Raw genomic sequence first — 13,684 nt, forward strand, 5'->3', positions numbered from 1 at the left:
TGCCTAACAACAATCTGCATTTCTGTTCATTGGGTGGAGTGGAATCAATGTCTAACGGTAAGCCTTTGGAAATCACTGCCGGTTCGGGTCTGCAACTGGGCGCGAACTATGATGGTGCGGGGGTTAACTTCGCCCTGTTCTCGGCGCACGCTGAGCGAGTTGAATTGTGTCTGTACGATGAGAGTGGGCAGCATGAGATTGCCCGTTTCGATCTGCCGGAATATACCCATGAAGTCTGGCATGGCTATGTTCCCGGTTTACCTGCGGGTGCACTTTATGGTTACCGCGTACACGGGCCGTACGATCCGGAAAATGGTCACCGCTTTAACCCGAATAAATTACTGCTCGATCCCTATGCGCGTGAGCTACGCGGTGAACTCGAATGGAACGATGCGCACTTCGCCTACGATCTGCATCATGAAGACAAAGACCTGACCTTTGACGAGCGTGACAGTGCGCCATTCACGCCCAAATGTCGCGTCATCGATCCCAACGAGTTTGACTGGCAGGACGGCAATCGCCCGATCATTCCCTGGTCGCAAACCGTGATTTACGAAGCACACGTGAAAGGATTCACCAAGCTGAATCCGGCGGTGCCTCCTGAAATGCGCGGCACCTATGACGGGATGAGCAACAAAGCCACGGTGGACTACATAAAGAGCCTTGGCGTTACCACTGTTGAATTGCTGCCGGTACACGGTTTTCCGGACGATCAACATCTGCTCGATAAAGGGTTGAAGAACTTCTGGGGCTATAACTCGCTGGCCTTTTTTGCCCCTGCGTCCCGCTATTTTGGCCCACGCGGCATACAGGGCTTCCGCGATATGGTGCGTGCCTTCCATGATGCAGGTATTGAGGTGATCCTCGATGTGGTTTACAACCACACAGCCGAAGGTAACGAACTTGGCCCAACGTTATCCTTTAAAGGTATCGATAATTTCTCTTACTACCGCACGCTGCCGGATCAGCATCGTTATTACATCAATGATACCGGCACCGGCAATACGGTGAACACGTCACATCCTCGTGTGCTGCAAATGGTGATGGACTCGCTGCGCTACTGGGCCGAGTCGATGCACGTCGATGGTTTCCGTTTCGATCTCGGGACCATCCTGGGCCGTGAGCCCGAAGGATTCGACCAGCGCGGCGGCTTCTTTGATGCCATGACGCAAGACCCGGTGCTATCCAAATTGAAACTGATTGGCGAGCCGTGGGACATCGGTCCGGGCGGTTATCAGGTGGGTGGTTTCCCGCCGGGTTGGGCGGAGTGGAACGACAAATACCGTGATACGGTGCGGGAATACTGGAAAGGCGATAATGTCTCAACCGATTTTGCCGCGCGCTTGCTGGGGTCAGGTGATCTCTACGATCAACGTGGCCGTCGCCCGTGGGCCAGCATTAACTTCCTCACCGCTCACGATGGCTTCACGCTGAACGATCTGGTTTCGTACAACGAGAAGCATAATGAGGCCAACGGCGAAGACAATAACGATGGCCATAACGATAACAGCTCCTATAACTACGGTGCAGAGGGCCCGACAGACAACGAAGGCATCAACACCATACGTGAACGGCAAAAACGTAATTTCCTCACCACCTTACTGTTCTCACACGGTACGCCTATGCTGTTGGCGGGTGATGAGTTTGGCCGCAGCCAGATGGGCAACAATAACGGATATTGTCAGGACAGCGAGATCTCGTGGTTGCACTGGGAAAATCTGCCGGAATCCGCTGATGCGCTGCGCGACTTCACCCGTCAGTTACTGGCGCTGCGAGCCAAACAGCCGCTGCTAAGGCGTGAAAGCTGGCGCGATGGCATGGACATTAAATGGTTTAACGCCGGTGGAGGTTTCCAACAGGCTGATCAGTGGGATGATGGCGTGACGCTGGGCGTCTACCTGGGTCGGGCTGATTTACAGGAAGAGGAAGGCATCTGGCATGATGTGCTGATGCTGTTTAATCCGTTTGAAGGCAATGTGCCCTTCCGCATTCCGCAATTTGGTGAAGGCGGCTGGGTACTTGAACTCACCACCTCCGACACCGCCCAAAAGGGCCTCGTCATCACCAAAGAGAAGGACTTTGAGCTGGAAGGCCGCAGCATGGCGCTGTTTAGACGACCTTGAAGTGAAAAGGGAAGCTGGTAACAGCTTCCCTTTTAAACAATAAATGCCTCCGGCCCTTTAGCCGCCAAGGTATTGAGAATGCGTAATGCAGGACCACTCGGCTTAATTTCACCGCGCTCCCATTTAGAAACGCTGTCTACACTCATCCCTAAAGTGTAAGCCAGTAAGGCTTGACTCAGGCCATACTGATTGCGCATGCGTTTTATCTCCTGACCAGACATATCATGCACAGCGGCAACGCGTTGACGGTATTCACTGGCTGAAATACGCGTTGCAATCTGTTCGACGTCCCCATCGGAGAGTAAACCTAAAGCGCGCAACTCCTCGGCGTCCTCGATCATTTCATTTAATGGTACTGGCGTCGTTTTCATCGCAATTCACCTCTCTAAATGTGCCACTCAACTCGAGCTTTAGCAGGTCTGCTGCACTGGCCTGTAAATAACCTTTGGCAAGAATTTTATACGTGGCCAGGACATCATCCTGAATCTCTTTGGCGCTTTTATTGCTCATTTCACACTTGGACCAGCCATCATAAAAAAACAGAGTGTTGCCCCGTTTGAAGAAAATGACCGAACGCGCTCCTCCACGCTTTCCGGCCGTGAGGGCTATACGTTTTTTGATGACGCCACCCCCCAGATCTGCTTCAAACTCTCCCCTTTTAACCTCTGCCGCCGCACAGCACAGGTCATCGTCATAGAGGCCTGTTTTCTTAAAACTGCGGTCAAATCGTTTGTGAACATAAATCGCCATTCCTTAGCTCCCGAGAAAACCCGTAATGATTATTATAGTAACTGTTACGGCATCGTATCAACACAGAGATTAACGTCTTTCTCGAGGCACCTCTCAATAAAAATGGCACTACAAAACCAGCAAAACGGTTAAAAATGTTACGCATCCATAGTGAATGACGCGACCCCTATCACCCGCCGATAAAAAAACCTTAACGAATTCTCGCAATCTGCCGATGGTTATTAATCTGCCCGACTCCCTGATTTTCCTGAACCAGGGGTGCTTTTAGATTAAGGATAATAAGATGAACATCTCCCAGCGTCTTTTGCTGACCCTCTCCATGTTATTTGGCGCCATCATCCTGCAGGCCGTGCTGGCTATCTCGTTGCTATCCGGATTTCAGGACCGTTTTGAATTTGTGCAAACCAACGCCATCCCTTCAATTAAGGACCTTGGCAAACTGATTGACCAAAGCAACCAACTGGCGCTGACGCTGTATAAACATCAAAGCCAATTGCACGACAGCAACATGCCCTCGGTGGAACAACAGATCGATCAGCAAATTAAGGGATTAAAAGCGCTGACGGATTACTACATGACCAACGATATCTCCAATGATGAAGATAAGCGTCTGACCAACGTCGCTTTTGACAATATCCAACAGGTAGCCGCGCAGCTACCTGCCTTTTTAGCCGCTTCACGCGCACATCAAAATGAAATTAGCCTGGGCTTGTTGGAGGGTAACAGCGGCATCGGTGCGGCAATCCGCCAAATGATCAGCGATTATCAAAAACAGCTGGCGCTGAATATTGCCGTGGGTGATGAGCTACGTGCCACCAACCGCAGCACCTTCCATTTTGTGTTGTGGACCACCATTGCAGGCGTCGCCGCCACCGTGGTGATTTTTGGCCTGTTCTCACTGTTTACCGTGATGCGTATTCGCCGCAGCTTGAGCGCCGTGGGTCAGGTGATGTTAACTGCCAGCGAAAACCTGGACCTGACACTGAGCGCAGATGAGAGCCGCCGCGATGAAGTCGGCAACATGGCGCACTCGTTCAACATTTTGATGCAGCGCGTGGCGGATGCCCTCGCATCCGTGCGTAAAGCGTCACAATCTGTCAGCAGTGCCTCAGTACAGATTTCAGCAGGCAATGAAGATCTTTCCGCACGAACAGAGCAGCAGGCGGCTTCACTGGAGCAAACCGCTGCCAGCATGACGGAGCTAAGTGAAACAGTGCGCCAGACGGCAGATAACACCCGCCAGGCGAGTCAACTGGCCGCTAACGCCAGCGTGCTGTCTGAAAAAAGCGGCGCATCGCTGACCACCATGCTCTCCACCATGGACGAGATTCGTGGCAGCTCACGTAAGGTCACAGAAATCGTCTCGATTATCGAAGGCATCGCTTTCCAGACCAACATTCTGGCACTTAACGCCGCCGTTGAAGCGGCCCGGGCGGGAGAACATGGCAAAGGCTTTGCCGTCGTCGCGGGCGAAGTGCGCAGTCTATCGCAACGCTCCAGTAACGCGGCACGTGAAATCAAACTGTTGATTGAGGATTCACACCGCTTGACCGAGGCCGGTGCGAATCAGGCCAGTGATGTTGGTCGCAATATGGACGTGATGAATGACGCCATTCATCAGGTAAGCCAACTGGTGGGAGAAATCGCCGCAGCCGCCGTGGAACAGAGCCAGGGTATTGCGCAGGTGCAACAGGCCGTCAATCAGATGGATGATGTGACCCAGCAAAACGCCGCACTGGTTGAACAAGCAGCTTCGGCTTCACAATCTCTGCAAGGGCAGGCCAGCACCCTGAATCAGTTGGTGAGCAAATTCCATGTTAACGATACGCAGGATGCTGCTCAGCCCGCTTTAATTAAGCCCACACTGCCCAGACCGCAACGGTTAACCGTGGTCAACGACGCCGACTGGCAGAGCTTTTAATCGGGATCCCTCCGCGTAGTCAACGTGGGGGGTGATTTCTCGCCCATAACGCACTACCCTTCTGGGTTTCATCAAGGAGGAGAGATAACCGTGACTTCAGCGCAACTGTTACGCGGCAAATGGGCGATTTATGGCCTGATGTTTTTACCCGGATTTACCTGGGCTTCATGGGTTAGCCGCACGCCCTACATGCGCGACATTCTCCACGCCTCGACGGAAATGATGGGCATGATTCTGTTTGGCTTTTCCTGTGGCTCCATGCTCTGCGTGTTGCTGGCAGGAAAGTTGATTGCCCATTTTGGTACCAGCCGCGTAATGCGCTACGGCTTCGCGTTGCTGTTGTTTGGCATCGTTGTGATGTTGAGTTCGCTGCTGCTGCATAACGCTTATGCGGTGTTCGCCAGTCTGGTGCTGCTCGGCGGAGGAACCGCCCTGGTCGATGTGGTGATTAACGTTGAAGGGGCAGCCTTTGAACGTCTGATAGGCAAATCGATCATGACCACCATTCATGGTTTCTTCAGCTTCGGTACGCTGATTGGCGCGTTGTCGGGGCTTGCCATGACGGCCGCCGATATTAGCATCACCTGGCACTTTGCGCTGATGGTGGTGGTTAATCTGATGATCATCTCTGCTGCCCTGCCTCATCTACCCGCCACCAGCGACAGTGAAAGAAGCGAACATCAACACAGCGGCGGTTTCCTCGCCCAGGTATGGCATGAACTGCGCGATCGCCAACTGCTGGTGCTTGGCGTCGTCATTCTAGCCATGGCTCTGGCTGAAGGCTCTGCTAACGACTGGCTGCCGTTGCTGATGATCGACGGTCACAATCTCAACCACACGCAGAGCACGTTGGTTTACGCGGGGTTCACCGCAGGAATGACCGTGGGACGCTTCCTGGGTGGCTATGTGGTGGATCGCCTCGGCCGCGTTTGGGTGCTACGTGCCAGTGCCTTTTCAGCCGCACTGGGCCTGACGATGGTCATTTTCTCCAACAACTCATGTCTGGCCGCAGCAACGGTGTTGTTCTGGGGGGTTGGCGCATCGCTTGGCTTCCCGCTGACCGTTTCAGCAGCAGGCGATGGCAAAAATAGTGCCATTCGCGTCACCCTCGCCGCCACCCTCGGCTATCTGGCCTTTCTGGTGGGCCCGCCTGGACTGGGCTTTATCGGCGAACACGCAGGCCTGCGTATGGCGATGTTGCCGGTACTGGTGATGGTGTTATTGGCCCTGATGTGTGCTGGGGCGGCGGGAGCAAAACAGGTTGAGAAGGCCAGAACCTCGGCCTGAGTGATAAAAGTCATGGACTTTTTGGGGAGCCCTTTCCCAAAAAGTCCATTCTGGAATTATGCGGCCAGCATAAGCGTGTTGAAATCATCATTGGCAGGCGGCAATCGTGCATCGCTCAGGCGATGTACGATGGTCAGCACGGTGCCACCTGCATCATCAGGCGTAATCACGAAACGGACCTCACTTTCCAAATAAGGAGGCTCATCGTCACGCAAGCGGTAACGGATCTCTTGCCCCGGATGACTGGCAAGGGGTTCATCCTGCGCCAACAGGTTAGCGGGTAACCACATCTCGCGATATTCGGCGATACTGATGGCGCGCCAGACTTTTTCCGGTGGTGCATCCAGTTGATACTCTTGTACCAATTCGTTAGTTTTTTCGACTTCACTCATTGATCTATATCCTTCAGCAAGCTTTTCAGTGCCTCAATACGTGTTGGCCAGAATGCGCGATATTTAGCTAACCAGTTGACCAGGAAAGTCATCCCTACCGGGTCCACTTCATAATTCACAAATCGCCCCTGACGCTCTTCACGTACCAGCCCGGCTCCCCGCAGTACGGCGAGGTGCTGAGACATCGCCGACTGGCTGATCTCCATGCCCTCGCGCAGCGCCGTGGCATTCAGGCGCCCCGCCGACAATTTTTCAAATATGGCACGGCGGGTCGGATCCGCCAGTGCTTTGAATATCGCGTTCTCAATCATGTCAATGACATTAGCATTCACTTATATCAGCAGCAAGGTGATGTTCAGCGATTTCATGTTCGCTGATAATCACATTGCTCACCAGACCATAGTCCACAGCCTGCTCGGCACTCAGCCAAAAGTCACGCTGCGTATCCTGTTCTATCGTCTCAAGCGCCTGCCCAGTTGCACTGGCGAAGATAGCATTGAGCCGATTTTTCATGCGCACGATTTCATTGCTGTATATCTGCATATTGCTGGCCGGGCCCTGCATGCCCCCCGAAGGCTGATGCAATAAAAATCGGGTGTTGGGCAACGCATAACGATGTTCTTTTTTGGCCGCAACATAGATAAGCGCCCCTGCACTCGCGACGCAGCCCGAACCAATCATGATTACCTCTGGCGAGATAAAGCGGATGGCGTCGAAGATCATATCCCCCGATTCCGCATGACCACCTGGAGAGTTAATAAAAATCGTAATCGGAAGATTACTAATTGCCGCGAGAATGTGCAGATGCTGCACCACCTCTTTCGCCATCTTTTCATCCACGGTGCCAGTGATGAAAATTTTACGCGCGTTGATCAAGTGTTCCATCAACGAGGAAGGTATAGACACCGCAGAGGGTGGCGAGGCAGGTTCGGTGTGGCTATAGCGCATGAGTGATCTCCACGAAAGTGATAAACACCCAAACACATTAGCAGTTACTTATCTGTTTTGCGAAATTATGTCATCCCGATGGAGTGCAGACGGTCTGGACTACGCTTGCTGCCCTCTTGAGCATCGCGCGAATATTCATGTCGGTGCGCATGAATGCGCACCCTACGAAATACCACACCCATTCTTGTAGGGCCGCCATTTATGGCGACCGTCAGGCGACTGAAAAGCATCACGCCATACTGGCCGCATCAACAACTTAACGAACTGGCAGATTATTTTTTGCTACTGTTGCTGATATTTTCGAATTGCTGGGTGAGATAGTTGCTGGTGTTATTCAGCACGCTGACCATCTTATCCAGATTGGTGAACTGGGTTTTATAGCGCGCAATTTTGTCATCAATACGCTTACTCGAAGTGTTGTACTGATCGGTCAGCTGATTCAGCTTCTTACTGATGCTATCGGTTGCACCCTGCAACACTCCTTTGCTGCTGAGAAAGGCGGTAAACGTGGTGTCCAGCACCGTGGTCACGCCGGTTTTCTTGCCGTCGCCAGTGAACATATCGCGTATGCCATCCGGACGAACACTCATCGCACTGGTGAGTTTGTCCGCGTCCAGTTTTAGCTTGCCGTTGGTCGGGTCCGTGGTGATACCTGCCTGACTCAGGGTTTTATACACCCCAGAACCTGAAGAGTTCGCCAGAATACTTTTTAGCTGCGTCTGGATGTTACGCAGCGTGCCGTCGCCCAACAATGCACCGTTTTTACTGTCCTGATCTTTCCCTGCATCCACCGCCGTGTATCTCGTCAGATTGCCGATGGTGTCTTGCAGGGAGTTGTAAGCATTGACCCATTCGGTAATCGCCGTTTTTGCTTTGCTGGTATCACTGCTGACCGTTAACGTCTGATTGCCGGTGGTTTGGTCATTCAGCTTCAGCGTAATGCCTTCAACCGCATCAGTGATGGTGTTGCTACTGCTTTCAATCGCCACATTGTTCACGGTCAGGCTGGCATTCTGCGCCTCAACACTCTGCTTCATCCCACTGTTGGTCTGGTCGGCCGCATCAAAACCAATAAAACTGTGCAGCGTATCATCACCGGTCACGCTCAACGATTTTACCGCATGCTCGGTACCAGTAGCGGTAGAAGTCAGAGAGAGACGAAACTCCGTGCTGGAGACCTTAATCAGACTGGCGCTGATGCCGACATTTGACTTGTTAATACTGTCACGCAGTGCTGAAAGTGAGGTCTGCTCTTTGGACAGTGTGATGCTGTGCTCTTTACCATCTTCGGTGACAAATTTTAGGGTGCGTGACGCCGCATCGCTGCCGATGGCGGTTTTCACATCATTCGATTTTTCACTGGTCAGGGTTTGCGACTGTGCCAGATGCGCCACGCTGACGGTATATTTTCCGGCCAACGCATTGCCATTGGTATCGGCGCTGAATGCACTGGAGCTGGAAGTGGTCGAGGTGGCCGTGTACAGCGCGGCATCTTTTAATTTGGTGTTCGCCGTCTGGAAAGCCTGAATTGCAGTTTTCAGTGTGCCATAGGCAGACAGCTTCGCCGTTGCGGCGGACTGCTGCTTGGAAATGGGCGCCAACGACTGCTTTTCCGCCGCTGTCAGCTTGTCCAGAATGGTGCTTAAACCCAATCCTGAACCCACACCTAATGTTGAAATCCCGGCCATGTACGTAACTCCTGTTATTTTGACGTTACGGTACTATCGGCAACTTAAGGCAAACCTTAAATAAAAACTGATCATTTCTTTACGCTATCCTTACGAATAACCTTACCTTTCGCACTAAACCAGTGCAGAAGCCGCATTGCAGGCGGGTTTGCGGTGTTAAACAGCAAAATGTCCGATTTGAATAAAACATGATGTAACTCACATTTAAGGGTCACCACACTTGTCGGAAAAGCTGGCCCGCTTATGATCTTGCCAGATTGTTACTGCGTGCAACGCAGGCAAAACCTGACACGCCGTCCTCCCGGTGGGTCGGGTTTTTTCTTTTTCAGGGCAGACAAAATGAAAATCGCGAAAATACTTAACAATAACGTCGTGGTCGTGCTGGGTGAACATGGCAAAGAACAAGTGGTCATGGGACGCGGACTGGCCTTTCAAAAACGCGTGGGGGATGAGTTGGATACGCAACAGATCGAGAAGATCTTTGCGCTGCAAAGTGATGCGCTTACCGGACGACTCAGCGAATTACTTTCGGATATTCCAATAGACGTGATCACCACCAGCGAACTGATTATCGCCAACGCGCGCCAGCAGTTAGGCCAGCCTTTGCATGAGAGTCTGTCCATTGCGCTCTGCGATCACTGCCATTTCGCCATTGAGCGTCATCAGCAAGGTATTCCCATCCGTAATGTGCTGAAATGGGAAATTAAGACGCTCTATCCCAAAGAATTTCAATTGGGCATCGAAGCGCTGGCACTGATCAATAAACGCCTGGGCGTGGCGTTACCTGATGACGAAGCCGCGTTTATCGCCCTACATCTGGTGAACGGGCAACTCGGCAGCGACTTCGCAGATGTCTCACATGTCACCCAATTCATGCAGGAAATCTTGCATATCGTGAAGTATCGATTGCAACTTGATTACCGCACCGACAGCCTCAGTTATAACCGCTTCGTCAATCACCTAAAGTTTTTCGCCCAGCGCATGCTCGGAAAACGCGGTGTCTGCAGTGAAGATGAGTCTTTGCATGACGTGGTAAGGGATAAATATCCCCTTGCTTACCAGTGCTCACTGAAGATTGATCAACATATACAGCAAAAATATTTGTATGCCCTGTCGACGGAAGAACGCATGTTTCTCACGATTCATATCGAGCGCGTGCGCAAAGAGACGTTGGCCTTGCAGGAAGATGCTGACGAGGCATAAAGCCGGGCGCGACTGCGCCCGGCCATCGTATTACTTTAGAGCCTCACCATGGCTGCGAATCACGTCCTGATACCAGAAGAAACTCTTCTTACGCGATCGCTCCAGCGTGCCATTGCCGGCATCATCACGATCGACATAAATAAAGCCGTAACGTTTGGAGAATTCAGCCTTAGAAGCGCTGACTAAATCAATCGGCCCCCAGCAGGTATAGCCCATCACCTCGACACCATCTTCAATCGCCTCACGCACCTGCACTAAGTGATCGTTCAGATATTGAATGCGGTAATCATCATTAATACTGCCATCCGCATCGACTTCATCTTTAGCACCCAGCCCGTTTTCCACAATAAACAGCGGCTTCTGGTAGCGGTCATACAGAATATTTAGCAGGATGCGCAGTCCTTCAGGATCGATCTGCCAGCCCCACTCCGAACTGGCCAGATGCGGGTTGGGCACCATGGACAAAATATTGCCACGCGCTTTCTGGTTCTCTTCTTCATTGGTCGTGACGCAACCGGTCATGTAATAGCTGAAAGAGATGTAATCAACCGTGTTCTGCAGGTCGCGTTTATCGGCATCAGTGATGGTGATCGAAATATCGCGGTCGGCAAAGAAGCGTTTCATATATGCTGGATAGGCTCCGCGCACTTGTACATCGCCAAAGAACAGCCATTCACGGTTCTGTTGCAGCGTCTCCAGCACATCCGCCGGGCGACAGCTCAATGGGTAGAGCAATGCCCCCAGCAGCATGTTGCCGATTTTTCCGTCCTGCACGATTTCGTGGCATGCTTTCACCGCACGTCCACTCGCCACCAACTGATGATGGATAGCCTGATAAATGGCTTGCTGATCGCTCTCTTCCGGCAAGCCCACGCCGGTAAACGGCGCGTGTAACGACATATTGATTTCATTAAAAGTGAGCCACAGCTTCACTTTATGCTGGAAACGGGTAAACACGGCGCGCGCATAGCGTTCGAAACAATCGATAGTGATGCGATTGCCCCAGCCACCGTATTGCTTGATCAATCCGTAGGGCATTTCGTAATGCGACAGCGTCACCAATGGCGTGATGTTATATTTCGCCATCTCGTCAAACAGGCGATCGTAAAATGCCAGGCCCTCTTCATTCGGCTCGGCTTCATCACCCTGAGGGAAAATACGCGTCCAGGCGACCGAGGTCCGTAGCACGGTAAAACCCATCTCAGCGAACAGCTTAATGTCTTCCGGGAAGCGATGATAAAAATCAATCGCGGTGTCCTTGATGCCAAAATCATCACCGCTGCGCTCCACGCGCGCACCGAATATCCCTTTAGGTTGCAGATCTGAGGTCGACAGCCCTTTGCCGCCCGCCTGCCAGGCACCTTCAACCTGATTGGCAGCGACAGCGCCACCCCATAAGAATGCATCTGGGAAACGTGTAGTCATTTACTTGCTCCTTGGTTATTTCAGTACGGCCAGCAACGGTGAGCCTTCACTTACCGTTCGGTTGTTAAGGGTCAACACATCAATGAAGTCATCACTGTTACTCACCAACACCGGTGTGGTGAGGTCGTAACCTGCGGCTTTGATTGCCTTGATATCGAACTCCAGCAGCACATCGCCCACCTTCACCGGCTGATCGTTTTTGACCTGCGGATGGAAATACTGTCCATCGAGTTTCACGGTATCGAGCCCAACGTGAATCAGTACCTCTGCGCCTTGAGCGGACGTCAGGCCAATCGCATGACCGGTTCGAAACATCGATGACACCACGCCATCTACCGGTGATACGACGCGCCCGACTTGCGGCATGATGGCCGCGCCTTTACCCAGTAAGCCGCTGGCGAAAGTTTCATCTTTGACCTCGTTTAGCGGAATGACCTCGCCCACAATCGGGCTGAGCACGCTTTCACGGCGCGTCAGTGGCGTTGCCGCGGGCACAACGGTTGGTTCCGGGACGGTAACTGTCGGCATCGACTCCTGCAATCCGAACAGATAGGTCGTCACGCAGGCAAACAACAGGGCAACCGTCGCGCCGCCGAAGGCGGCCAGTACGCTGGCGTCAATACCGCTGCCGGGCACCACCTGGATAAAGGTGAAGATGCTGGGAAAGCCGAATGAGTAAATGGTGGTGTGCCAGAAGCCAAGAATGGCGGCACCCAATGCCCCACCTACACAGCCAAAGATGAACGGACGACGACGCGGTAACGTGACGCCATAAACGGCGGGTTCTGTAATGCCGAAAATACTGGCGGTGAAAGCTGAACCTGCCATTGCTTTGAGTTTCACCTCGCGGGTGCGCAGGAAAATGCCCAGCGTGGCACCGGCCTGGCCCAACACCGCGGGCATCAGCAACGGCAACAGCGTGTCGTGACCGAAATTGGCCAGGTTGTTGAGCATAATCGGCACCAATCCCCAGTGCAGACCAAAAATCACGCACACCTGCCAGATGGCTCCCATTACGGCTCCGGCCATCATTGGGCTGAGGCTGTAAATCCATAAATAGCCTTCTGCCAGCATGCGGCTCAACCAGGTAGCGGCTGGGCCAATGGCGAGGAAGGTTAATGGCACCGTGATCAACAAGCAGACGAGCGGCGTGGTGAAGTTGCGTACCGCACTCGGTGAACGCGGATGAACCCAACGCTCAACTCGGCTGGAGACCCATGCTGCGAAAATAATCGGGATCACCGATGAGCTGTAATTGAGGATCTCTAATGGAATGCCGACAAAAGTGAGGGGCTGACCGGCCTGCTGCTGTTGCAATGCTTCCAGAATCAGCGGATGTACCAGCGCCGCGGCAATCGCCATACTGACAAAAGGATTGCCGCCGAATTTTTTCCCGGCACTGTAACCCAAGAGAATCGGCAAGAAGTAGAAAAGGCCGTCGCTGGCAACAAACAGCACTTTATAACTGCCGCTACTCACCTCCATCACACCTAACACTAACGCCAGCGCCAGCAGGCCTTTAATGATGCCCGTGGCGATCATCACACCGATAAACGGGGTGAAAATCCCGGAAACCAGATCGATAAAGCGGGCAAACAGGTTTTGCGGTGCACCATCTTCGGCATCAGGTTGATTATCCAGCGCATAGCGCGTAGTCAGCGCGCGATAAACGTCTGCCACCTGATTGCCTATCACCACTTGATACTGCCCGCCGCTTTCTACCACCATGATCACGCCAGGATTGTTTTTCAGCGTCGCCGTGTGCGCCTTTTGGCTCTCTTTCAATTTGAAACGCAAACGGGTCGCACAGTGCATCACACTGAGGATATTCTCTTTGCCGCCCACGCCTGCGACGATGTCATCTGCCAGTTCCTGATACTGCATCACTCTTTCTCCTGCAAAACGCCCCGAATTTCGTGCAAAAAAAAACCTGAGGCGCGCCCTCTC

12 protein-coding genes are annotated in these 13,684 nt (G+C 52.7%); 4 read left to right on the forward strand and 8 right to left on the reverse strand.

The window, feature by feature from the left end:
* Window positions 1-47 precede the first annotated feature (47 nt).
* Window positions 48-2,123 (forward strand): glycogen debranching protein GlgX, encoded by a 2,076-nt coding sequence (gene glgX, locus QMZ30_RS00845; RefSeq protein WP_283225964.1) that lies wholly within the window; start codon window positions 48-50, stop codon window positions 2,121-2,123.
* Window positions 2,124-2,155: 32 nt separating this feature from the next.
* Here the strand turns inward: glgX and QMZ30_RS00850 are convergent, their stop codons facing one another.
* Window positions 2,156-2,494 carry a helix-turn-helix domain-containing protein gene (locus QMZ30_RS00850; RefSeq protein ID WP_283225965.1) on the reverse strand — a complete coding sequence of 113 codons (339 nt, stop codon included), beginning with the start codon at window positions 2,492-2,494 and terminating at the stop codon, window positions 2,156-2,158.
* Window positions 2,466-2,873: a type II toxin-antitoxin system RelE/ParE family toxin gene (locus QMZ30_RS00855; RefSeq protein ID WP_283225966.1), complete on the reverse strand. Its 408-nt coding sequence runs from the start codon at window positions 2,871-2,873 to the stop codon at window positions 2,466-2,468. Before QMZ30_RS00855 ends, QMZ30_RS00850 begins: the two co-directional genes overlap by 29 nt.
* Before the next feature lie 283 nt (window positions 2,874-3,156).
* Between QMZ30_RS00855 and QMZ30_RS00860 the strand changes: the two genes are divergently transcribed.
* Window positions 3,157-4,794, forward strand: a complete 1,638-nt coding sequence (locus QMZ30_RS00860; protein WP_283225967.1) for a methyl-accepting chemotaxis protein — start codon at window positions 3,157-3,159, stop codon at window positions 4,792-4,794.
* A gap of 90 nt (window positions 4,795-4,884) precedes the next feature.
* Complete coding sequence (locus QMZ30_RS00865) at window positions 4,885-6,081, forward strand: MFS transporter (RefSeq protein ID WP_349306819.1); 1,197 nt, start codon at window positions 4,885-4,887, stop codon at window positions 6,079-6,081.
* A gap of 56 nt (window positions 6,082-6,137) precedes the next feature.
* On the opposite strand, the gene QMZ30_RS00870 is transcribed toward QMZ30_RS00865, so the two are convergent.
* From QMZ30_RS00870 to fliD, 4 genes are all read right to left on the reverse strand, one after another.
* Complete coding sequence (locus tag QMZ30_RS00870) at window positions 6,138-6,473, reverse strand: SRPBCC family protein (RefSeq protein ID WP_283225968.1); 336 nt, start codon at window positions 6,471-6,473, stop codon at window positions 6,138-6,140.
* Window positions 6,470-6,784 (reverse strand): ArsR/SmtB family transcription factor, encoded by a 315-nt coding sequence (locus tag QMZ30_RS00875; RefSeq protein WP_283225969.1) that lies wholly within the window; start codon window positions 6,782-6,784, stop codon window positions 6,470-6,472. The genes QMZ30_RS00870 and QMZ30_RS00875 overlap by 4 nt, the downstream gene beginning before the upstream one ends.
* 10 nt (window positions 6,785-6,794) lie before the next feature.
* Window positions 6,795-7,421: an ATP-dependent Clp protease proteolytic subunit gene (locus tag QMZ30_RS00880; protein WP_283225970.1), complete on the reverse strand. Its 627-nt coding sequence runs from the start codon at window positions 7,419-7,421 to the stop codon at window positions 6,795-6,797.
* A gap of 272 nt (window positions 7,422-7,693) precedes the next feature.
* Window positions 7,694-9,109 carry a flagellar filament capping protein FliD gene (fliD, locus tag QMZ30_RS00885; protein ID WP_283225971.1) on the reverse strand — a complete coding sequence of 472 codons (1,416 nt, stop codon included), beginning with the start codon at window positions 9,107-9,109 and terminating at the stop codon, window positions 7,694-7,696.
* Window positions 9,110-9,448: 339 nt separating this feature from the next.
* On the opposite strand from fliD, the gene licT reads away from it, so the two are divergent.
* Window positions 9,449-10,312 (forward strand): BglG family transcription antiterminator LicT, encoded by an 864-nt coding sequence (licT, locus tag QMZ30_RS00890; protein ID WP_283225972.1) that lies wholly within the window; start codon window positions 9,449-9,451, stop codon window positions 10,310-10,312.
* A 30-nt stretch (window positions 10,313-10,342) separates the two neighbouring features.
* On the opposite strand, the gene QMZ30_RS00895 is transcribed toward licT, so the two are convergent.
* Both QMZ30_RS00895 and bglF read right to left on the reverse strand, forming a co-directional pair.
* Window positions 10,343-11,737 (reverse strand): glycoside hydrolase family 1 protein, encoded by a 1,395-nt coding sequence (locus QMZ30_RS00895; RefSeq protein WP_283225973.1) that lies wholly within the window; start codon window positions 11,735-11,737, stop codon window positions 10,343-10,345.
* 15 nt (window positions 11,738-11,752) lie between these two features.
* Window positions 11,753-13,621, reverse strand: coding sequence for a PTS beta-glucoside transporter subunit IIABC (gene bglF / locus QMZ30_RS00900; protein WP_283226305.1), 1,869 nt, complete (start codon window positions 13,619-13,621; stop codon window positions 11,753-11,755).
* Window positions 13,622-13,684: the final 63 nt, after the last annotated feature.

The sequence above is a fragment of the Pantoea sp. EA-12 genome, from assembly GCF_030053355.1.
In the GTDB taxonomy this organism is placed as follows: Bacteria; Pseudomonadota; Gammaproteobacteria; order Enterobacterales; family Enterobacteriaceae; genus Pantoea; species Pantoea vagans_C.